A 21437-nucleotide genomic window follows, 5' to 3' on the forward strand; every position below is an offset into this window, starting at 1 on the left:
CGGCGCCGGACGGGTGAGGACATCGGCTTAGACGTTGACGCCGAAGTCCTGCGCGATGCCGCGCAGGCCCGAGGCGTAGCCCTGGCCGATGGCACGGAACTTCCACTCCGCGCCGTGCCGGTAGAGCTCACCGAAGACCATGGCGGTCTCGGTGGAGGCGTCCTCGCTGAGGTCGTAGCGGGCGATCTCGGCGCCGCCGGCCTGGTTCACCACGCGGATGTAGGCGTTGCGGACCTGGCCGAAGGACTGCTGGCGGTTCTCGGCCTCGTAGATGGAGACCGGGAAGACGATCTTCTCGACGTCCGCCGGGACGCCGGCCAGGTTGACCTTGATGACCTCGTCGTCGCCCTCGCCCTCACCGGTGAGGTTGTCACCGGTGTGCTCGACCGAGCCGTCGGGGCTCTTGAGGTTGTTGAAGAACACGAAGTTCTGGTCGCTGGCGACCTTGCCCGTGTTGTTCAGCAGCAGCGCGCTGGCGTCGAGGTCGAAGTCGGTGCCGGTCGTCGTGCGGGCGTCCCAGCCCAGGCCGACGAGGACCGCGGTCAGGCCCGGGGCCTCCTTGGTCAGCGAAACGTTGCCGCCCTTGCTGAGGCTGACTCCCACGGGGTCCTCCATTGGTGTTCGGGGGCGGGAGCCCCGTCGTGCGTCGGATATCGGATCAACGTGTCGATCCTAGTGACGGGTTCCCACCTGTCGCAGGCCCTGACGCCGAAGAATCACAGGGTGTCGAGCGCCGTGACGTACTCGTTCAGGTCCCGGGCGTCGGGCAGGGCGTTGACGACGGTCCAGCGGACGACGCCCTCCTTGTCGATGACGAAGGTGCCGCGCACCGCGCAGCCCTTGTCCTCGGCGAAGACGCCGTAGGCGCGGGAGACCTCGCCGTGCGGCCAGAAGTCGCTCAGCAGCGGGTACTCCAGGCCCTCCTGCTCGGCGAAGACGCGCAGGGTGTGGATGGAGTCGTTGGAGACGGCGAGCACCTGGGTCTCGCGGTCGGCGAAGCGCGGGAGGTTGTCGCGCACCTCGCACAGCTCGCCGGTGCACACGCCGGTGAAGGCGAAGGGGTAGAAGAGCAGGACGACGTTCTTGCTGCCGTGGAAGTCCGACAGCTTCACGGTCGCGCCGTGGTTGTCCTTGAGCTCGAAGTCGGGGGCCTTGTCGCCGACCTGGATGGCCATCGTCGTGGGATCCCTTTCGTGGGCTGTCCGGGTGAGAACACGCTGGGGGACAGCCTACGGAGCGATCACCCGGGCGCCGCGACCGGACCGCCGCCAAAGGGCCGGGCCGGACCCCGGAAGGTCCGGCCCGGTACGCGGGGAGGCGGGGTCACCGCTTCTTGGCGGCACCCTTCGGCGTCGCCAGCCGGCTGCCGCTCCAGTCCTTGCCGACGCTGACGCTCTTGGACGCCGTCAGGCCCGCGGTCGTCGCGGCCTCCGAGATGTCACTCGGCTCGACGTAGCCCGGACGGCCGGTCTTCGGCGTGAGGAGCAGGATCGCGCCGCCCTCCTCGATGTACGTGGTGGCATCCACCAGCGCATCCGTCAGGTCGCCGTCGTCGTCACGGAACCAGAGCACGACGGCGTCGGCCACGTCGTCGTAGTCCTCGTCCATCAGGTCGCCCTCGATGGCTTCCTCAATGGCCTCGCGGAGCTCCTGGTCGACGTCGTCGTCGTAGCCGATCTCCTGGACCACCTGCCCGGGCTGGAACCCCAGCCTGGCGGCAGGGTTCGTCCGCTCCTCCGCGTGGTCCGCGGTCGCGCTCACGGGTTGCCTCCTGATCATGTTTTGGGAATGTCTCAGCCACGCGCGTGCGCGAAGCATTGGCCGTAGTCCACACGGGCGGGGCGGATCGCGCAAGTACCCGGCGATCCGGACCGCCGAAACGGTGACGATACCGGCCGTCTCGCCCCAACTTCCGGCACCCGCCGCCCACCGAGCGTGACACACCCCACACCTTTCTGCCCTGTTTGCGTGTTTCGGAACCGCCTGCGGGTACCAGCTCCTGGTTACCCCACAGTAGAGATGCCGTTCGGCCGCCCGGAGGTACACGATGGGGGCGGTGCAGGCATACCGGAATGTGGCCCCCAGCGGTGCCCTCTGACAGGTAAGGAACAGCGTGGCTTCCGGATCCGATCGCAATCCGATCATCATTGGCGGCCTTCCGAGTCAGGTTCCTGACTTCGATCCCGAAGAGACCCAGGAGTGGCTCGACTCCCTCGACGCCGCCGTCGACGAACGCGGCCGGGAGCGGGCGCGCTACCTGATGCTCCGGCTGATCGAGCGGGCCCGCGAGAAGCGCGTGGCCGTGCCCGAGATGCGCAGCACGGACTACGTCAACACCATCCCCACCAAGAGCGAGCCGTTCTTCCCCGGCAACGAGGAGATCGAGCGCAAGATCCTCAACGCCACCCGGTGGAACGCGGCCGTGATGGTCTCGCGCGCCCAGCGCCCGGGCATCGGCGTCGGCGGTCACATCGCCACGTTCGCGTCCTCCGCCTCCCTCTACGACGTGGGCTTCAACCACTTCTTCCGGGGCAAGGACGACGGGCTCGGCGGCGACCAGGTCTTCTTCCAGGGCCACGCCTCCCCCGGCATCTACGCGCGCGCGTACCTGCTGGACCGGCTGAGCGAGCAGCACCTGGACGGGTTCCGCCAGGAGAAGTCCAAGGCGCCGTACGCGCTGTCGTCCTACCCGCACCCGCGCTCGATGCCGGACTTCTGGGAGTTCCCGACCGTCTCGATGGGTCTCGGCCCGATCGGCGCGATCTACCAGGCGCGGATGAACCGCTACCTGCACGCGCGCGAGATCGCCGACACCTCGAAGTCGCACGTGTGGGCCTTCCTCGGCGACGGCGAGATGGACGAGCCGGAGTCGCTCGGCCAGCTCTCCATCGCCGCGCGTGAGGGCCTGGACAACCTGACCTTCGTGGTCAACTGCAACCTCCAGCGCCTGGACGGCCCGGTGCGCGGCAACGGCAAGATCATCCAGGAGCTGGAGTCGGTCTTCCGGGGCGCCGGCTGGAACGTGATCAAGCTGATCTGGGACCGCACCTGGGACCCGCTGCTGGCGCAGGACCGGGACGGCATCCTGGTCAACAAGATGAACACCACGCCGGACGGCCAGTTCCAGACGTACGCCACCGAGTCCGGCGGGTACATCCGCGAGCACTTCTTCGGCGACGACCACCGGCTGCGCGCCATGGTCGAGAACATGACCGACGACCAGATCCTGCACCTCGGGCGCGGCGGCCACGACCACCGGAAGATCTTCGCGGCGTTCAAGGCGGCCGTGGAGCACAAGGGCCAGCCGACGGTCATCCTCGCCAAGACGATCAAGGGCTGGACGCTGGGCCCGAACTTCGAGGGCCGCAACGCCACGCACCAGATGAAGAAGCTGACGGTCGACGACCTGAAGCGCTTCCGCGACCGGCTGCACCTGCCGATCTCCGACAAGGAGCTGGAGTCCGGCGCCCCGCCGTACTACCACCCGGGGCGCGACTCCGAGGAGATCCAGTACATGCACGACCGGCGCAGCTCGCTCGGCGGCTACGTGCCGACCCGGGTGGTGCGGGCCAAGCCGCTCCCGCTGCCGGACGACAAGACGTACGCGACCGTGAAGAAGGGCTCGGGCCAGCAGTCCATCGCGACGACCATGGCCTTCGTGCGGCTCCTGAAGGACCTCATGCGGGACAAGGAACTCGGCCGGCGGTTCGTGCTGATCGCGCCGGACGAGTACCGCACGTTCGGCATGGACTCCTTCTTCCCGAGTGCGAAGATCTACAACCCGCTCGGCCAGCAGTACGAGTCGGTGGACCGTGAGCTGCTGCTCGCCTACAAGGAGTCGCCGACCGGCCAGATGCTGCACGACGGCATCTCCGAGGCGGGCTGCACGGCGTCCCTGATCGCGGCCGGCTCCTCGTACGCCACGCACGGCGAGCCGCTGATCCCGGTCTACGTCTTCTACTCGATGTTCGGCTTCCAGCGCACCGGCGACCAGTTCTGGCAGATGGCCGACCAGCTGTCGCGCGGTTTCGTGCTGGGCGCGACCGCGGGCCGCACGACGCTGACCGGCGAGGGCCTGCAGCACGCGGACGGCCACTCCCAGCTCCTGGCCTCCACGAACCCGGGCTGTGTCGCCTACGACCCGGCGTTCGGCTTCGAGATCGCGCACATCGTGCAGGACGGCCTGCGCCGGATGTACGGGGAGACCGCCGACGGCAAGCCGGGCGAGGACGTCTTCTACTACCTCACCGTCTACAACGAGCCCATCCAGCACCCGGCCGAGCCGGCGGACGTGGACGTCGAGGGCATCCTCAAGGGCATCTACCGCTTCAGCGAGGGCACCGCGGGCGAGATCCCGGCGCAGATCATGGCGTCGGGCGTGGCCGTGCCCTGGGCGGTCGAGGCGCAGCGCATCCTCGCCGAGGACTGGAACGTCCGGGCCGACGTGTGGTCGGCGACCTCCTGGAACGAGCTGCGGCGCGAGGCCGTCGAGGTCGAGCGGCACAACCTGCTGCACCCGGAGGAGGAGCAGCGGGTGCCGTACGTGACCCGCAAGCTCAGCATCGCGCAGGGTCCGTTCGTGGCGGTGTCCGACTGGATGCGCTCGGTCCCGGACCAGATCGCCCGCTGGGTGCCGGGCACCTACCAGTCGCTGGGCGCCGACGGCTTCGGCTTCGCCGACACCCGGGGGGCCGCGCGCCGGTTCTTCCACATCGACGCGCAGTCGATCGTGGTCGCGGTGCTCACGGAGCTGGCGCGGGAGGGCAGGCTGGACCGGTCCGTGCTCAAGCAGGCCATCGACCGGTACCAGCTCCTGGACGTCACCGCGGCCGACCCGGGCGCGGCGGGCGGGGACGCGTAGCCGCTCCCGGGCCGGCCGGCCCGACGCCGGTGGCGGGGGCCGGGTCCCCACCACCGGCGCGGCCCCGGCGCCCGTCCCCAGGTCCCTACGATGCCCGCATGGACCGACAGACCGCACAGGCCCGGTGGGAGCAGGCCACCCAGCGCCCGCTGTTCGTGCTGGCGGTGCTCTTCGCCGTCGCCTACGCCGTGCCGATCGTCGACACCTCGGCGGGACACGCGCTCACCCGGGTCTGCACGGTGGTCGAGTGGGTGGTGTGGGGGGCGTTCGCCGTCGACTACCTGACCCGGCTGGGCTTCGCGCCGCGCCGGTGGGACTTCGTCCGGTCGCACTGGGCGGACCTGTGCGCCGTGGTGCTGCCCATGCTGCAGCCGTTGCGGCTGCTGCGGCTGGTGTCGACGCTGATGCTGGTGGGGCGGCGCGCCCGGATGGCGTCGCAGATCCGGCTGACGACGTACGTCGCCGGGGCCGTGGTCGGGCTGCTGATGTTCGGCTCGCTGGCCGTGCTGTCGGTCGAGCGGGACGCGCCGAACGGGAACATCCGCACCCTGGGCGACGCGGTGTGGTGGTCCTTCACCACGATGACGACCGTCGGCTACGGCGACCACGCGCCGACCACCGGCCTGGGTCGCGTCCTCGCCGTGGGGCTGATGCTGTCCGGGATCGCCCTGCTCGGTGTGGTGACCGCGAACATCGCCGCCTGGTTCATCTCCCGCTTCGAGAAGGACGACGTGGAGGAGCGCCGGCAGACCGAGGCGATCGAGGCGCTGACCGAGGAGGTGCGGCGGCTGCGGGCGGAGGTCGCCGCGCTGTCCGCGCCGCTCCGGCCGACGGCCCCGACGGCCCTCGGCCGGGAGGTGCCGGTGTCACAGCAGGCCACCGCCCGGGCCGGCCGCGCCGGCCAGCCAGATGACGGCCAGCAGGGTGTCGATCGCGCCCAGGACCACGGCGACCAGGGCCGGTACGGGGCGGGAGCCCGCCCACGTGCGGCCCATGGCCAGCCAGCCGCAGACGATCGCGGCGAGACCGAGGACGATCCCGAGGGTGAAGAAGCCCGCGACCGCGCAGACGAGCCCGATGATGCCGAGCGTCGCGCGATCCGGCCCGGACCGTGACCCCATCCGGCCACGTGTGCGGGGGTACCCGCGCGTCCCGTGCTGCCCGAAGCCCGTCATCGTCAACTCCCAGAACCGTAGGACCAGTTCACAGAAGCGGGTAACCGCGCGGGCCCGGATCATGCGCCGCCGGGGCCGGGGCGGCGGCGCGCTGTCCCCCTCCGGCAGCGCGCCGCGGCCCGGTCGGGCCCTGCGTTGCGCAGGGCTTGACCCACTGTGACCTGCGGCGCGCGCCGGGAGCGGGCGGACCGGGGCGCTCTCACCCTGATGAGGGAAACGCGTCGACGTCCCGTCAGGTGTGCGGGGCGCCCCGGCCGCCGGCGTCAGAGGTGGCCGACGCCCGCGCCCGCGTCCGCGTTCGCGCCGCGCTTGGTCAGCAGCGCGACGAACACGGCGACGACCGCCACCCCGGCCGCGACGAGCGAGGCGAGGCTCATGCCGGAGATGAAGGTGTCGTGGGCGACGTCGGTGATCTTCGCGGCGACCGCCTCGGGCATGCTCGGCTGCACCGGCGCGACACCGACCTGGACCGCCTCGGACGCCTGGTCGAGCTGGCCCGGCGTCAGCGGGGGCAGGCCCGCGTCCTTCCAGTTGCCCGGCAGGTCGCTGTCCACCTTGGAGGCCATAACGGCGCCCAGCACGGCCGTGCCGAGGCTGCCGCCGATCTGCATGGCCGCCTGCTGCAGGCCGCCGGCCACGCCGGACAGCTCCATCGGCGCGTTGCCGACGATGACCTCGGTGGCGCCGACCATGACCGGGGCGAGGCCCAGGCCCAGCAGGGCGAACCAGAGGGACATCACGGCGCTGCCGGTGCCGGTGTCCAGGGTGGACATGCCGTACATGGCGACCGCGGTGCAGAGCATGCCGCCGGCCAGCGGGACGCGCGGGCCGAGCTTGGTGATCAGCACGCCGGCCAGCGGCGAGCCGACGATCATCATGCCGGTGAGCGGGAGCAGGTGCAGGCCCGCGTCGATGGGGCTCATCCCGTGGACGTTCTGGAGGTAGAACGTCACGAAGAACAGGCCGCCCATGAAGGCGATGGCCATGAGGACCATCAGCACCACGCCCGCCGACAGCGGGACGGAGCGGAACAGCCGCAGCGGGATCAGCGGCTCCTTGACCTTCGTCTCCCAGAAGGCGAAGGCGACGAAGCCGACCAGCGAGACCACGATGAACAGCCAGGTGGTGCCGTCGCCCCAGCCCCAGGTCGGCGCCTTGATCAGGGCCCACACCAGGCAGAACATCGCGCCGGACAGCAGGGCTATGCCCAGCAGGTCGAAGGAGCGCGGGGCGTTCTCGGCGCGGTGGTCGAGCAGGATCAGCACGCCGAGGACCAGCGCGAGAGCGCCGACCGGGACGTTGATGAAGAACACCGACTGCCAGCTCACGTGCTCGACGAGGACGCCGCCGAGGATCGGGCCGCCGGCGGTGGAGGCGCCGATGACCATGCCCCAGATGCCGATGGCCATGTTGAGCTTCTCGGCCGGGAAGGTGGCCCGCAGCAGGCCGAGGGCGGCCGGCATGAGCAGCGCGCCGAACAGGCCCTGGAACACCCGGAACGTGACGACGAGGGCGATGCTGTCGGACAGGCCGATCGCGCCCGAGGCGGCGGCGAAGCCGACCACGCCGATCAGGAAGGTCTGGCGGTGGCCGAAGCGGTCGCCGAGCTTGCCCGCGGTGATCAGGGAGACCGCGAGGGCCAGGAAGTAGGCGTTGGTGATCCACTGGACCTCGGCGAAAGTGGCGCCCAGGTCCTTCGCGATCGCCGGGTTGGCGATGGCCACGATGGTGCCGTCGAGGGCCACCATCATGACCCCTACGGCGACGGTGATCAGCGTGAACCAGGGGTGACCGCGCAGGCCCGCGGAGGGCCCATGGTCCGAACGGCCCGCGGGTGCCTCGTCCCCCGGCCCCTTCGCGTCGACGGTGGTCTGACTAGTCATACCGCGAGGCTAGTGACAGTCGCTGACAATTGACAAACCAATTCACAAGTCGGTTACTGACACATTATGGAAACCCTGCGTGAGCGCAAGAAGCAGCGCACCCGGGAGGCGTTGCTGCGCGCCGCGCTCGAACTGTTCACCACCCGCGGCTACGAGCGGACCACGGTCGACGACATCGCCGAGGCGGTCGGCGTCTCGCAGCGCACCTTCTTCCGCTACTTCGCCGGCAAGGAGGAGGCCGCCTTCGCCGTGCAGGACCTGGTCGAGGAACGGTTCGTGGCGGCCGTGCGGGCGCGCCCGGCCGGCGAGACGCCCCTGGAGGCGCTGCGGCACGCCCTGACGGAGGGCTGGGACACGCTCAGCGAGGCCGTCGAGGACGTCGTACCGGTGGAGCTGTACCTGCGGATGTACCGGCTGGTCGAGTCGACCCCCGCGCTGCTCGCCGCCCACCTGCGCCGCTCGGCCGGGACGGAGGACCGGATCGCGCGGGTGCTCGCCGCGCGGGAGGGGCTGGACGTGGACGCCGACCCGCGGCCGCGCATCGCGGTGGCCGTGTTCGGCGGGGTGATGCGGGTGACCGAGCGGCAGTGGAGCCTCGGCGAGGACTTCAGCCTGGACGCCATCCGGGCGCTGACGACGGCCTACCTCGATCAGGTGGGACCCGCGCTCACGGGTGACTGGCGCCCCGTCTGAGAGGGTGGTCCCCAAACACGTTTATCCAAACGTGATCCCTGTCACTCGGGTCTCCCGAGACCCTCCCGTTCTCCTAGTGTGTCCTCCCAGTGACTTCCTTCGACACCTCCCCGCAGCTCAACGTCTGGCGCGCCCTGCTCGCGCTGGCCGTGGTGTTCGTGATGCTGACGACGAGCGGCTGGACCGCCCTGCGCCACCACCCCACCGCCACCGCCCTGCAGACCTCGCTCGACTCCTGGGAGCACGGCCGGCTGGCGGGCCACGGCCTGCCGGACCCGGGTGCCTCCCCGGGCCGCCTGTCCCGCTTCTTCGCCTCGCTGAGCGACGCCCAGCGCGCCGCGCTCGCCCGGCGCTACCCCCTGGCCGTCGGCAACATGAACGGCGCCCCCGTCACCCTGCGCTACCGGGCCAACCGACTGGCGCTGGCCGAGGCGGTGCGCACCGAGCGGGCCCGGATGCACGACAGCCGCCTCACCCCGGCGGGCCAGCACGAGGCGGGCCGCCGGATGCACCGCTTCGAGGCGATGGGCAGACCCGAGCGGCAGATCCTCGCCTTCGACCCGGAGGGCTCCGGGCGGGTCGCCGAGGTGTTCGGCGACCTCGACCGCGCCCAGCGGATCTCCGTGATCGTCCCCGGCGTCGACACCGACCTGCTCACCTTCCAGCGCACCTCCCGCCGCTGGTCCGCGCCGGTCGGCATGGCCGAGGCGCTGTACGCGGCCGAGCGCGCGGAGAGCCCGGCCACCCGCACCGCCGTGATCGCCTGGGCCGACTACACCTCGCCCGACGGCCTCGGCATCGACTCCGCCACCGGACTGCGTGCCGAGAACGGGGCGGTGCGGCTCAACGCGCTGCTGCGGGCCCTGCCGGGCAGGTCGCCGGCGGCACCGGTTGCGTTGTTCTGCCACAGCTACGGCTCGGTGGTGTGCGGCGTGGCCGCGCACGCGATGCCGCGCCGGGTGGCCGACATCGCCGTGGCGGGCAGCCCGGGGATGCGCGTGGAGAGGGCCGCCCAGCTCCGCACCGGTGCCCGGGTGTGGGCGATGCGGGACCCGGACGACTGGGTGCGCGACGTTCCCTACCTGGAACTGGGCGGGCTCGGGCACGGCGAGGACCCGGTGTCCCGGGCGTTCGGCGCCCGGGTCCTTGCGGCGCAGCAGGCCCGGGGCCACGGCGGTTACTTCGAGCCCGGCACGGACAGCCTGCGCAACTTCGCCCACATCGGCGTTGGCGCGTACTCGTCGGTCGTGTGCGCGCGCGAAGGTGACGCCTGTCGTACGGGTTTGTCCGCCGCCACGCCGGTCGGACGCGCGTAGAAGAGGAGGAATCGCGGCATGCGCGGGGAGGGTGCGAACGGGCGGGTCCCGCTTACGATGAGCCGCATGGGTGACGTACTGGCCGGATTTCATGCCGCCTGGGAGTTCGATTCCGACTCCGTCCTCATCCGCTACGAGCGGGGCCTGCGCGCCCCGAAGCTGTTCTCGGCGCTGCGCGAGCGGCGGGTGCCCTTCGCGGCGCTGGAGCGCGTCACGCTGGAGCAGGGCAAGCGCGGGACCGTGGTGCTGCGGGCGGTGCCCCGGCCCGGTGCCGACCCGCTGACGGAGGCCGCCGACGGGCAGCTGAAGGAGGCGTGCGACCCGTACAAGCTGGTGCTGCCCGGCGACCGCGAGCTGCTCGCGGAGTACTACGCCGACGAGCTGAAGGGGCTGCTGACCGAGTCGGGGCCCACGGACCGGTTCCTGGTCGAGGCGCCCGAGGTGCCGCTGTCGTTCAAGGCGTACGACGGCAAGGCGTCCTTCGACGGGCGCACGGTGCGCTTCCGCTGGTTCTGGACGGGCGCGTCGTCGGCGAAGTGGAAGGCCGGCGACCAGAGCTTCCCGGTGTCCGAGCTGTGCGGGGTGGAGTGGCGGTCGCCGGAGCTGTTCGAGGGGTACCTGCGGCTGCGGCGCAAGGGCGCCGACGAGCGGCCGGGTCCCGCCGATCAGGACCCGGCCGCCGTGGTGTTCGGGCTGGGCTACGGGGTGGTGCACGAGTCGCTGCCGTTCGCCGCGGCCGTGCTCGCCGCCGTGCGCGGGGCGCGCTGAGCGCGCCCCGGTCACTCGCGCCCGGCCGAGGTGAACGACATGTCGGCGTAGCGGTCGCCCGCCACACGGCCGGCGATCGGCTCCAGCAGGGCGAGCTCCTCGTCGCTCAGGACGATCGCCGTGGCCGCCGTGTTCTCCTCCACCCGGCCGGGCCTGCGGGTGCCCGGGATCGGCACCAGCGGCAGGTCGTGGACGCGGGCCTGCTGGTGGACCCAGGCCAGGGCGATCTGGCCGGGCGTGGCGCCGTGGGCGTCGGCGACGGACCGCAGCGGCGCCAGGAGGGCCGCGTTGGCCTCGGCGTTCGCGCCGGTGAACCGGGGCTGCTGGCGGCGGAAGTCGTCGGCGGTGAGGTCCGTGTCGGCGTTGGCGAAGGAGCCGGTGAGGAAGCCCCGGCCGAGCGGCGAGTACGGCACCACGGTCACGCCCAGCTCGCGGGCCGCCGGCACCACCCGGCGCTCGATGTCCCGGCTGAACAGGGACCACTCCGACTGGAGCGCGGCGATCGGGTGGACCGCCTGGGCCGCGCGCAGCTCGTCGGCGGTGACCTCGCTGAGGCCGAGCTGCTTGACCTTGCCCTCGCGGACCAGCTCGGCCATCACGCCGACGGTCTCCTCGATCGGCACGTTCACGTCGCGCCGGTGCATGTAGTAGAGGTCGATGACGTCGACGTCCAGGCGCTTCAGGCTGGCCTCGACGGCTTCGCGGACGTACGGGGCGTCGTTGCGGATGACGCGCCGGGTCGGGTCGTCCGGCGGGATGCTCAGGGCGAACTTGGTGGCGATGACCACCTCGTCGCGGTGGGCCTTGAAGAACGGCGCCAGGAAGCGCTCGTTCTCGCCGGCGCCGTACGCGTCGGCCGTGTCGTACAGGGTGACGCCCAGCTCCAGGGCGCGTTCGAGGGTGGCCCGCGACCGGTCGGCGTCGGAGGGGCCGTACCCGAAGCTCATGCCCATGCAGCCCAGGCCCTGGACGCCGACCTCGGGGCCGCCGTCGCCGAGCCGGGTGGTCGGGATCCTGGAGTCGGTCATCGGGTGGGGGTCCTCTCGGCTTCGTACGGGCGGGTGGCGTCGGAGTAGAAGGTGATCTTGCGGTCGAGCACCGCCAGCGTGTCCTGCAGCTCCGCGATGCGGGCCTGGACGTCGCGCCGGGTGGCCTCCAGCAGGGCGCGCCGGGCGCCGTAGGTGCTGTCGCCCTCGCGCACCAGCTCGGCGTACCGCACCATGTCGGCGACCGGCATGCCGGTCAGCCGCAGCTTCCCGACGAGGTCGAGCCAGTCCAGGTCGCGGTTGGTGTACCGGCGCTGGCCGGTGTGGGAGCGGTCCACGTGGGCCATCAGGCCGATCCGCTCGTACCAGCGCAGGGTGTGCGCGGTGAGGCCGGTGAAGGCGACGACCTCGCTGATCGTGTAGCTGTCCTGCCCGTCGGGGCGGGGGTGCCGCGGGGGCGGGGCGGAGCAGACGTCTGCGGGGCGGGTGGTGTGCTCGAGGGGAACGGGCGTGGTCTGCATCACCGTCATGGCCCCCACGCTAGGGCCTTGGAGTGCACTCCAAGCAAGCGAGGAGGGTGACAATCCCGGAGGTAGGCTCGGCGGCATGTCGCTGACGAGCCTCGCACTGATCGAGAACTGGCCGGTCCCCTCCGCCGCGGCGGGCGTCGTCCGGGCCGACGGGACCGTCCTGGGCACCCACGGCCCGGTGGGACAGCGGTTCCCGCTGGCCTCGGTGACCAAGCCGCTCGCCGCCTACGCCGCCCTCGTCGCGTACGAGGAGGGGGCGGTCGAACTCGACGAGCCGGCCGGGCCCGCCGGGGCGACCGTACGCCACCTGCTCGCCCACACCTCCGGGCTGGCCTTCGACGAGCACCGGGTGACGGCGCCGCCCGGGGAGCGGCGGCTGTACTCCAACGCCGGGTTCGAACAGCTCGGCGACCACATCGCCAAGGCGACGGACATCCCGTTCGCCGAGTACCTGCGCCAGGCCGTGCTGGAGCCGCTGGGGATGACGGCCACCTCGCTGGAGGGCTCGCCCGCCAAGGACGGGGTGTCGACCGTCGAGGACCTGCTGCGCTTCGCCGCCGAGGTGCAGGCGCCGCGGCTGCTGGACCCGCGCACGGTGGCGCAGGCGATGACCGTGCAGTACCCGGGCACCAAGGGCGTGCTGCCGGGCTACGGCCACCAGAACCCCAACGACTGGGGCCTCGGTTTCGAGATCCGCGACGGCAAGGCGCCGCACTGGACGGGGAGTTCGTCCTCGCCGCGGACCTTCGGCCACTTCGGCCAGTCCGGCACGTTCCTGTGGATCGACCCGGACGCCCGGCTGGCCTGCGTGGCCCTGACGGACCGTGCGTTCGGGCCGTGGGCGGTCGAGGCGTGGCCGCCGTTCACCGACGCCGTGCGGGCGGAGGCCCGGGGGTAGGCCGCCGCCGGGGGCGCGGCTCCGATAACCTCCCTGTGCACACGCACACTTGCGCGGCTCGCACGCGTGGATCTCGGGGGAGAGCGATGGCAGTCGGGGGACCGGGCGGGCAGTTCCGTCCGCTGGAGAGCGGCGATCCGGCGTCGGTGGCGAGCTACCGGCTCGCGGCGCGGCTGGGCTCGGGCGGCATGGGCACGGTGTACCTGTCGTACACGCCCGGCGGGCACCCGATCGCGCTGAAGACGATCCGCCCCGAGCTGAGCGAGGACCCCGAGTTCCGCCGCCGGTTCCGCCAGGAGGTCGAGGCCGCCAAGCGGGTGCAGGGCCTGTACACCGCGCCGGTCATCGACTACGACGTGGAGGGCACCCGGCCCTGGCTGGCCACGGCCTACGTGCCCGGCCCCTCGCTGGCCGCGGCGGTCGCCGAGCACGGCCCGCTGCCCGCCCCGTCGGTCCTGCTGCTGCTCGCCGGAATGGCCGAGGCGCTGTCGGTGATCCACGGCGCGGGCATCGTGCACCGCGACCTGAAGCCGTCCAACGTGCTGCTGGCCTCCGACGGCCCGCGTGTGATCGACTTCGGCATCGCCCGCGCCGCCGACGCCACCGCGCTGACCGGCACCGGCGTCTCCGTGGGCACGCCCGCGTTCATGTCGCCGGAGCAGGCCGCCGGCAAGGAGATCACGCCCGCCTCGGACGTCTTCGCGCTCGGCCAGGTCGCCGCCTTCGCGGGGCGCGGACAGGGGGCCTACGGCGACGGCCCCTCGCACGCCGTGCTGTACCGGATCGTCCACGAGGAGCCGGACCTCGAGGGGCTGCCCGAGCAGCTCCGCTTCGTCTCGCAGTGCCTGGCCAAGGACCCGGCCCGGCGGCCCACCCCGGCGCGGATCGTCGAGCTGTGCCAGGAGGCGTCCCCGACGCCGCTGCGCCAGTCCGGCTCGTGGCTGCCGGAGGCCATCGCCGCGGACATCACCCAGCGGGTGTCGGCCTCCGCCGCCCTGGCCGCCGCCCCGAAGCCCGCCCCGGCGGGACCGCCGCCCACCGCGCCGCTCACCCACGTCTCCCCCGCGTCCCCGGCGTCCCCCATGCCCCCGCCGCCCGCGCACGCCGCGCCCACGGCGACCGCCGCGCACGTCCCGTCGACCCCCGCCCCGGGCTACGGGCCGCCGCCCGTGGCACACACCCCCGCCCCGGGCTACGGGCCGCCGACCGGGCCCCGGCCGCCGTTCGGCCCGCCGGCCGGGCACCAGCCGCCCTTCGGGCAGCAGCCCGGCTGGCGTCCCGCGCCGCTGCCGCCGAGGAGGAACCGGGCCGGCAAGTGGATCGGCATCGGCATCGCCGCGGTGGCGGCCTTCGTGTGGCTGAGCAGCTGCGCGTCGGTCCTGCTGGACATCACGGACAAGGCCGACGACGGCGGCACCGGGAGCTCCTCGACCTCCTCCCCGGTCGCGGGGGACAGCGCCAGGCCGCTGCCCGACCCGAAGCCGGTCACGTACAAGGGGATCACCATCCCGGAGGGCTACTACATCCGCTTCGCCGACTCCCCGCCCAAGCCGCTCTACGACGACGTCGGCGCCTCCTACGCCGAGGGCTCCGACCTCTACTACGAGGGCGGCGACTTCGGCGACCCGGCCACGCTGGGCAGCCCCGGCGAGAAGATCGTGCTGCTGAACAACGCCGAGGACGCGTCGCTGAAGACCTGCCGGGAGGACACCCGCTACGCAAAGAGCGTCGCGCTCACCCAGGTGAGCCGCGGCTCGCACCTGTGCGTGCACACGGCTTCCGGGCACATCGCGCTGGTCACCTTCAACGGCACCGCCCCCAAGAGCGACCCCAGCGACTACGTCTCGGTCGACCTGACGATCTGGCGCAACGCGGAAGAGCCCAGCGACGGCTGATCAGGCCGACAGCTCCCACACCAGCACCTCGGCCGGCCCCCGGGACGCGGACAGCTCCCGCCCCTTCTCGTCGGCGGCCCGCACGGCGTCCCCGGGGGCCAGCTCGTGCGGGCCGAGCCGCACGGCGCCGCGCACGACGTGGACGTACAGCCGCGGCGCGTCCGGCAGCGCGGTCCGCTCCCCCGCCACCAGCCGCCGCACGTGCAGCATCGCGCCCGCCTCCGGGACGGCGTAGGGCGTGGCGTCGGCGATGCCGCGCACGATCTCGTACGCCGGGTCGCCGCCCGGGTCCAGCGGGGCCAGCCACATCTGCACGAAGGTCAGCGGGCCCGCGCCGTCGTTGCGCTCGACGTGCCGCACCCCGGCGGCCGCGCTGAGCCGCTGGACGTCGCCGGGCCGCACCAGCGTCTCGTGGCCCCGCGAGTCGCGGTGGGTCAGCTCGCCCTCGACCACCCACGTGACGAGCTCGGTGTGGCTGTGCGGGTGCTCGTCGAAGCCGGCGCCGGGCGCGAGCCGCTCCTCGTTGCAGGCGATCAGGGCACCGAAGCGGAGGTTGTCCGGGTCGTAGTGGGGGCCGAAGGAGAAGGCGTGACGGGTCTCGATCCCGGCCGCCGGGTCGCCGCCCCTGTAGCGCCCGCCGGCGCGCCGCACGTCCATCACGTGCCCCACGGTAGCCCCGTGACCGGTGGGGCGAGGTGCACCGGCACACCCCGGCACGCCACGCCCGCGGACCGATAAGGCAGTCTTGTCCCCGTGCCCGAACCCGAAGCCAGCAAGGCCCCCGCCGCAGCGCACGCCGTCCACCCGCACGCCGCGACCCTGAAGCGGCTGGAGAAGTCCTCCGGTGCCCTAGCCGCGCAGGCCATCGCGCGCATGGACGAGACGTTGCCGTGGTACCGGGCGATGCCCCCGGAGAACCGTTCCTGGATCGGCCTCGTCGCCCAGGCGGGCATCGCCGCCTTCACCGAGTGGTTCCGGCACCCCGACGCCCCGCAGGCGATCTCCACCGACGTCTTCGGCACCGCCCCGCGCGAGCTGACCCGCGCCATCACGCTGCGCCAGACCGTCGAGATGGTGCGCACCACCATCGAGGTCATGGAGTCGGCGATCGACGAGGTCGCCGCGCCCGGCGACGAGTCCGTGCTGCGCGAGGCGCTGCTCGTCTACGCCCGCGAGATCGCCTTCGCCACCGCCCAGGTCTACGCCCAGGCCGCCGAGGCACGCGGTGCCTGGGACGCCCGGCTGGAGTCGCTGGTGGTGAACGCCGTGCTCAGCGGCGAGGCCGACGAGGGCGCCGTCAGCCGGGCCGCCGCCCTCGGCTGGAACGCGCCGGAGCACGTCTGCGTGGTCCTCGGCACCGCCCCGGACGGCGACTCGGAGCTGACCGTGGAGGCGATCCGGCGGGCCGCCCGGCACGCCAAGCTCCAGGTGCTCACCGGGGTGCTGGGGGCCCGGCTCGTGGTCATCGCGGGCGGCAGCGACAACCCGCTGGCGGTGGCGAAGTCGCTGATCGGGCCGTTCGCCGCCGGGCCGGTCGTCGCCGGACCCGTGGTCCCCGACCTGCTGGCCGCGACCCGGTCCGCGCAGGCCGCCGCGGCCGGGCTCAAGGCGTGCTCGGCCTGGCAGGACGCGCCACGCCCGGTGCTGGCCGACGACCTCCTCCCGGAGCGCGCCATGGCCGGAGACCCCGGCGCCCGGCACCAGTTGGTGGAGGAGATCTACAGACCGCTGGAGGAGGCCGGCTCGGCGCTCCTGGAGACACTGTCCGTCTATCTCGAACAGGCGAGCAGTCTGGAGGGCGCGGCGCGGATGCTGTTCGTGCATCCCAACACCGTGCGCTACCGGCTCCGACGTGTGACTGACGTCACCGGTTGGTCGCCGTCCGATGTACGCTCGGCCTTCACGTTGCGCATCGCGCTGATCCTGGGGCGCCTGGCCGACGGTGATCCTCAGACCTAGCTTTTTGTCGGAGGCCCACAAAACCCCTTGCCGTTCTTCGTCCTTGTCCCCACGGGCGGCCGTGCCCGTCCCCAAGAGAGAGTGTGAGAGTGCTCGTACTCGTCGCTCCCGGCCAGGGCGCCCAGACGCCCGGCTTCCTGACTCCCTGGCTCGAACTGCCCGGTGCCGCCGACCGCGTCGCCGCCTGGTCGGACGCCATCGGCCTGGACCTCGCCCACTACGGCACCCAGGCCGACGCGGACGAGATCCGCGACACGGCCGTGGCCCAGCCGCTGCTGGTCGCCGCAGGGATCCTGTCCGCCGCGGCACTGGGTGACATCGCGCCCGGCGCCGTCGCCGGCCACTCCGTCGGCGAGTTCACCGCCGCGTCCTTCGCGGGCGTCCTCGACGACACCGACGCGCTGACCCTGGTCCGCAAGCGCGGTCTGGCCATGGCCGACGCGGCCGCGGTCACCGCGACCGGCATGTCGGCGCTGCTCGGCGGCGACCCGGACACCTCGGTCGCCCACCTGGAGAAGCTGGGCCTGACCCCGGCGAACATCAACGGCGCCGGCCAGATCGTCGCCGCGGGCACGCTGGAGCAGCTCGCCGCGCTCGCCGAGGACAAGCCGGAGGGCGTGCGCAAGGTCGTCCCGCTGAAGGTGGCCGGCGCGTTCCACACGCACCACATGGCCCCGGCGGTCGACACGCTGGCCGAGGCCGCGAAGGCCGTCACGCCGGGCGACCCGAAGGTCACCTACGTGTCCAACAAGGACGGCCTGGCCGTCACCTCCGGCACCGAGGTGCTCGAGCGGCTGGTCGGCCAGGTCGCCAACCCGGTCCGCTGGGACCTGTGCATGGAGACGTTCAAGGAGCTGGGCGTCACCGCGCTGGTCGAGGTGTGCCCCGGCGGCACCCTGACCGGCCTCGCCAAGCGTGCCCTGCCCGGGGTGCAGACCCTGGCGCTGAAGACCCCCGACGACCTCGACACGGCCCGCGCGCTCATCGCCGAGCACGCCTGAGACGCCAAGGAGCCGATTCGAACATGGCGAAGATCAAGGCCAGCAAGGGCGCCCCGTACGCGCGCATCATCGGCGTCGGCGGCTACCGCCCGACGCGGGTCGTGCCCAACGAGGTCATCCTCGAGCGGATCGACAGCTCCGACGAGTGGATCCGCTCCCGCTCGGGCATCACGACCCGGCACTGGGCGAACGACGAGGAGACCGTCGCCGCGATGTCCGTCGAGGCGTCCGGCAAGGCCATCGCGGACGCCGGGATCAGCGCCGAGCAGATCGGCGCGGTGATCGTCTCCACCGTCTCGCACTTCAAGCAGACCCCGGCCGTGGCGACCGAGATCGCCGACAAGCTCGGCACCGCCAAGGCCGCCGCCTTCGACATCTCGGCCGGCTGCGCGGGCTTCGGTTACGGCCTGACCCTCGCCAAGGGCCTGATCGTCGAGGGCTCGGCCGAGTACGTGCTGGTCATCGGCGTGGAGCGGCTGAGCGACCTGACCGACCTGGAGGACCGCGCGACGGCCTTCCTGTTCGGTGACGGCGCGGGCGCGGTCGTGGTCGGCCCGTCCCAGGAGCCGGCGATCGGCCCGACGGTGTGGGGCTCCGAGGGCGACAAGTCGGAGACCATCAAGCAGACCGTCGCCTGGAACGAGTGGCGGGTCGGAGACGTCAGCCAGCTCCCGTTGGACCGGGACGGCAACGTCAAGTTCCCCGCCATCACCCAGGAGGGCCAGGCGGTCTTCCGCTGGGCCGTGTTCGAGATGGCGAAGGTCGCCCAGCAGGCGCTGGACGCGGCCGGCGTCGACCCGGCCGACCTGGACGTCTTCATCCCGCACCAGGCGAACGAGCGGATCATCGACTCGATGGTGAAGACCCTCAAGCTGCCGGAGTCGGTCACGGTCGCCCGTGACGTGCGCACCACGGGCAACACCTCGGCGGCCTCGATCCCGCTCGCGATGGAGCGGCTCCTGGCGACCGGTGAGGCGAGGAGCGGCGACACCGCCCTCGTGATCGGTTTCGGGGCGGGTCTCGTGTACGCCGCGACGGTCGTTACTCTCCCCTAGGCACTCCGTGCCGGATCATGCGTCCGGGACGGGACAGCAACCGGCCTGCCGCTGACGCGGTCAGCGCCACCCCTGAAGAACACCGAAGAACACCAACGAAGGAGCGCCGACATGGCCGCCACTCAGGAAGAGATCGTCGCCGGTCTCGCCGAGATCGTGAACGAGATCGCCGGGATCCCGGTTGAGGACGTCCAGCTGGACAAGTCCTTCACCGACGACCTGGACGTCGACTCGCTGTCCATGGTCGAGGTCGTCGTCGCCGCCGAAGAGCGCTTCGACGTGAAGATCCCGGACGAGGACGTCAAGAACCTCAAGACCGTCGGCGACGCGACCGACTACATCCTCAAGCACCAGGCCTGAGCCACTGCTTGGGCCGGAGCCTTCCGGCCCGCCCCGCCACCCGGCGGTGGCGCCGCTGATCCTCGTAAACGTTGGAGAAAGAATTCCCGTGAGCCCGACCAATCACACCGTGGTCGTCACCGGTATCGGCGCAACCACACCGCTGGGTGGCGACGCAGCCTCTACCTGGGAGGGCCTGGTCGCCGGTCGTTCCGGCGTCAAGCCCCTGGAGCAGGAGTGGGCGGCCGAGCAGGCCGTCAAGATCGCGGCCCCGGTCGCCGTGGAGCCCGGCGAGGTCATCCCGCGGCCGCAGGCCCGCAAGCTGGACCGCTCGGCGCAGTTCGCGCTGATCGCGGCCCAGGAGGCGTGGAAGGACGCCGGGTTCGAGGGCCGCGCCGGTGAGGACGGCTCCGTCGACCCCGACCGGCTCGGCGCCGTCATCGCCTCCGGCATCGGCGGCGTGACCACGCTCCTCGACCAGTACGACGTGCTGAAGGAGAAGGGCGTCCGCCGCGTCTCCCCGCACACCGTGCCGATGCTGATGCCCAACAGCCCCTCCGCCAACGTGGGTCTGCTGGTGGGCGCCCGCGCGGGCGTGCACACGCCGGTCTCGGCGTGCGCGTCGGGCGCGGAGGCCATCGGCTACGCCATCGAGATGATCCGCACCGGCCGCGCCGACGTCGTCGTCGCCGGCGGTACGGAGGCGGCCATCCACCCGCTGCCGATCGCCGCGTTCGGCAACATGATGGCGATGTCCAAGAACAACGACGACCCGCAGGGCGCCTCGCGTCCCTACGACGTCGCCCGCGACGGCTTCGTCCTCGGCGAGGGCGCCGGCGTGGTCGTCCTGGAGTCCGCCGAGCACGCCGCCAAGCGCGGCGCGCGGGTGTACGCCGAGGCGGTCGGGCAGGGCATCTCGGCCGACGCGCACGACATCGTGCAGCCGGAGCCGGAGGGGCGGGGCATCTCGCACGCCCTGCAGAACCTGCTGGACCGCACCGACCTGGACCCGGCCGAGGTCGTGCACGTCAACGCGCACGCGACGTCGACGCCGGCCGGTGACATCGCCGAGCTGAAGGCGCTGCGCAAGGTGTTCGGCGACGACACGGACCACATCGCGGTCTCCGCGACCAAGTCCATGACCGGGCACCTGCTCGGCGGCGCCGGCGGCGTGGAGACGGTCGCGACCGTGCTCGCGCTGTACCACCGGGTGGCTCCGCCGACCATCAACGTGGAGAACATCGACCCCGAGGCCGAGGCCAGCGCGGACATCGTGCGCGGCGAGGCGCGGAAGCTGCCCGTGGAGGGCCGTATCGCCGCGCTGAACGACTCGTTCGGGTTCGGCGGGCACAACGTGGTGCTGGCGTTCCGCACGGTCTGACGGACACCGTCGACGCGAAGCGGCCCGGACTCCTGCTGGAGTCCGGGCCACTTCGCGTCGGTGCTCGGTCCTCGCTCAGACCACCTGGTGCAGCCAGCGGACCGGGGCGCCCTCGCCCGCGTAGCGGAAGGGCTCCAGTTCGTCGTCCCAGGGCTTGCCGAGGAGCTTGGCGATCTCGGCCTCCAGGTCCGTCTCGCCGCGCTGGGAGCGCAGCAGGGCGGCGCGCAGCCGGTCCTCGGGGATGAGGATGTCGCCGTGGATGCCGGTGACGGCGTGGAAGATGCCGAGGTCGGGGGTGCAGCTGTAGCGCTCGCCCTCGGCGGTGGCGCAGGGCTCGGCGGTCACCTCGAAGCGCAGCAGGTGCCAGCCGCGCAGCGCGGACGCCAGTTTGGAGGCGGTGCCGGCCTCGCCCTGCCAGGAGAACTCCGAGCGCCAGGTGCCGGGCGCGGCGGGCTGCCGGATCCAGTCGAGGCTGACGCGCGTGCCGAGCACCCCGGCGACGGCCCACTCGACGTGCGGGCACATCGCGCGCGGCGCGGAGTGCACGTACAGAACTCCACGTGTCGTCACCGGGACCTCCGGGCAGGCGGGTCGTCTTGCAGACGGGCACAGGGGCGGCGGCCGGGCGGCCGCGCTGAGGGCGAGGCTACCGTGCGGCGGCGCAAGGAGTGTGACGTACCGTCGGTCCCGGTGCGGT

19 protein-coding genes and 2 pseudogenes are annotated in these 21437 nt (G+C 72.4%); 12 read left to right on the plus strand and 9 right to left on the minus strand.

Annotated elements, in window-relative coordinates; all coding sequences use genetic code 11:
- Positions 1-27 precede the first annotated feature (27 nt).
- From E4U92_RS02855 to E4U92_RS02865, 3 genes are all read right to left on the minus strand, one after another.
- Positions 28-603, minus strand: coding sequence for a TerD family protein (locus E4U92_RS02855; protein ID WP_137298642.1), 576 nt, complete (start codon positions 601-603; stop codon positions 28-30).
- Between the two features lie 113 nt (positions 604-716).
- Positions 717-1175, minus strand: coding sequence for a peroxiredoxin (locus E4U92_RS02860; protein ID WP_137298643.1), 459 nt, complete (start codon positions 1173-1175; stop codon positions 717-719).
- 148 nt (positions 1176-1323) lie between these two features.
- Positions 1324-1761, minus strand: a complete 438-nt coding sequence (locus E4U92_RS02865; RefSeq protein ID WP_168374711.1) for a DUF3052 domain-containing protein — start codon at positions 1759-1761, stop codon at positions 1324-1326.
- A 352-nt stretch (positions 1762-2113) separates the two neighbouring features.
- Between E4U92_RS02865 and aceE the strand changes: the two genes are divergently transcribed.
- Together aceE and E4U92_RS02875 are read left to right on the plus strand one after the other, a co-directional pair.
- The gene (gene aceE, locus E4U92_RS02870; RefSeq protein ID WP_137298645.1) at positions 2114-4861 is read left to right on the plus strand and encodes a pyruvate dehydrogenase (acetyl-transferring), homodimeric type; all 2748 of its coding nucleotides are present in this window, start codon (positions 2114-2116) and stop codon (positions 4859-4861) included.
- A gap of 98 nt (positions 4862-4959) precedes the next feature.
- Positions 4960-5673 (plus strand): annotated as a pseudogene (locus E4U92_RS02875) (potassium channel family protein); the annotation flags it as partial.
- Positions 5674-5727: 54 nt separating this feature from the next.
- Here E4U92_RS02875 and E4U92_RS36450 read toward each other — a convergent pair.
- Together E4U92_RS36450 and E4U92_RS02880 are read right to left on the minus strand one after the other, a co-directional pair.
- Entirely contained in the window at positions 5728-6036 is a 309-nt protein-coding gene (locus E4U92_RS36450) for a small hydrophobic protein (RefSeq protein ID WP_229862329.1), read from the minus strand.
- A gap of 263 nt (positions 6037-6299) precedes the next feature.
- Positions 6300-7919, minus strand: a complete 1620-nt coding sequence (locus E4U92_RS02880) for an MFS transporter (RefSeq protein ID WP_137298647.1) — start codon at positions 7917-7919, stop codon at positions 6300-6302.
- Between the two features lie 66 nt (positions 7920-7985).
- Here E4U92_RS02880 and E4U92_RS02885 point away from each other — a divergent pair, with 66 nt between their 5' ends.
- From E4U92_RS02885 to E4U92_RS02895, 3 genes and pseudogenes are all read left to right on the plus strand, one after another.
- A complete protein-coding gene (locus E4U92_RS02885; RefSeq protein WP_137298648.1) occupies positions 7986-8612 on the plus strand; it encodes a TetR family transcriptional regulator in 627 nt (208 codons plus the stop codon).
- Between the two features lie 89 nt (positions 8613-8701).
- Positions 8702-9928, plus strand: coding sequence for an alpha/beta hydrolase (locus E4U92_RS02890; RefSeq protein WP_137298649.1), 1227 nt, complete (start codon positions 8702-8704; stop codon positions 9926-9928).
- Between the two features lie 57 nt (positions 9929-9985).
- Positions 9986-10684: pseudogene (locus E4U92_RS02895) on the plus strand (DUF4429 domain-containing protein); the annotation flags it as partial.
- Positions 10685-10707: 23 nt separating this feature from the next.
- Here the strand turns inward: E4U92_RS02895 and E4U92_RS02900 are convergent.
- Complete coding sequence (locus tag E4U92_RS02900; protein WP_137298651.1) at positions 10708-11724, minus strand: aldo/keto reductase; 1017 nt, start codon at positions 11722-11724, stop codon at positions 10708-10710.
- Positions 11721-12212 carry a MerR family transcriptional regulator gene (locus tag E4U92_RS02905; protein ID WP_137298652.1) on the minus strand — a complete coding sequence of 164 codons (492 nt, stop codon included), beginning with the start codon at positions 12210-12212 and terminating at the stop codon, positions 11721-11723. The genes E4U92_RS02900 and E4U92_RS02905 overlap by 4 nt, the downstream gene beginning before the upstream one ends.
- A gap of 76 nt (positions 12213-12288) precedes the next feature.
- On the opposite strand from E4U92_RS02905, the gene E4U92_RS02910 reads away from it, so the two are divergent.
- Entirely contained in the window at positions 12289-13110 is an 822-nt protein-coding gene (locus E4U92_RS02910) for a serine hydrolase domain-containing protein (protein WP_137298653.1), read from the plus strand.
- 86 nt (positions 13111-13196) lie between these two features.
- Positions 13197-15005, plus strand: a complete 1809-nt coding sequence (locus E4U92_RS02915) for a serine/threonine-protein kinase (protein ID WP_137298654.1) — start codon at positions 13197-13199, stop codon at positions 15003-15005.
- Here E4U92_RS02915 and E4U92_RS02920 read toward each other — a convergent pair whose 3' ends face one another.
- Complete coding sequence (locus tag E4U92_RS02920) at positions 15006-15662, minus strand: pirin family protein (protein WP_137298719.1); 657 nt, start codon at positions 15660-15662, stop codon at positions 15006-15008.
- Between the two features lie 96 nt (positions 15663-15758).
- Between E4U92_RS02920 and fasR the strand changes: the two genes are divergently transcribed.
- From fasR to fabF, 5 genes are all read left to right on the plus strand, one after another.
- Entirely contained in the window at positions 15759-16964 is a 1206-nt protein-coding gene (gene fasR, locus E4U92_RS02925) for a fatty acid biosynthesis transcriptional regulator FasR (protein WP_137298655.1), read from the plus strand.
- Between the two features lie 89 nt (positions 16965-17053).
- The gene (locus E4U92_RS02930) at positions 17054-17965 is read left to right on the plus strand and encodes an ACP S-malonyltransferase (RefSeq protein WP_137298656.1); all 912 of its coding nucleotides are present in this window, start codon (positions 17054-17056) and stop codon (positions 17963-17965) included.
- A 23-nt stretch (positions 17966-17988) separates the two neighbouring features.
- A complete protein-coding gene (locus tag E4U92_RS02935) occupies positions 17989-19020 on the plus strand; it encodes a ketoacyl-ACP synthase III (protein WP_137298657.1) in 1032 nt (343 codons plus the stop codon).
- 111 nt (positions 19021-19131) lie between these two features.
- Positions 19132-19380 carry an acyl carrier protein gene (locus E4U92_RS02940; RefSeq protein WP_030341284.1) on the plus strand — a complete coding sequence of 83 codons (249 nt, stop codon included), beginning with the start codon at positions 19132-19134 and terminating at the stop codon, positions 19378-19380.
- Between the two features lie 88 nt (positions 19381-19468).
- A complete protein-coding gene (gene fabF, locus E4U92_RS02945; protein WP_067231204.1) occupies positions 19469-20740 on the plus strand; it encodes a beta-ketoacyl-ACP synthase II in 1272 nt (423 codons plus the stop codon).
- Positions 20741-20815: 75 nt separating this feature from the next.
- Here fabF and E4U92_RS02950 read toward each other — a convergent pair whose 3' ends face one another.
- Positions 20816-21310, minus strand: coding sequence for a DUF3145 domain-containing protein (locus E4U92_RS02950; protein WP_137298658.1), 495 nt, complete (start codon positions 21308-21310; stop codon positions 20816-20818).
- Between the last annotated feature and the right edge of the window lie 127 nt (positions 21311-21437).

The sequence above is a fragment of the Streptomyces galbus genome (genome assembly GCF_005280195.1).
GTDB classification, from domain to species: domain Bacteria; phylum Actinomycetota; class Actinomycetes; order Streptomycetales; family Streptomycetaceae; genus Streptomyces; species Streptomyces galbus.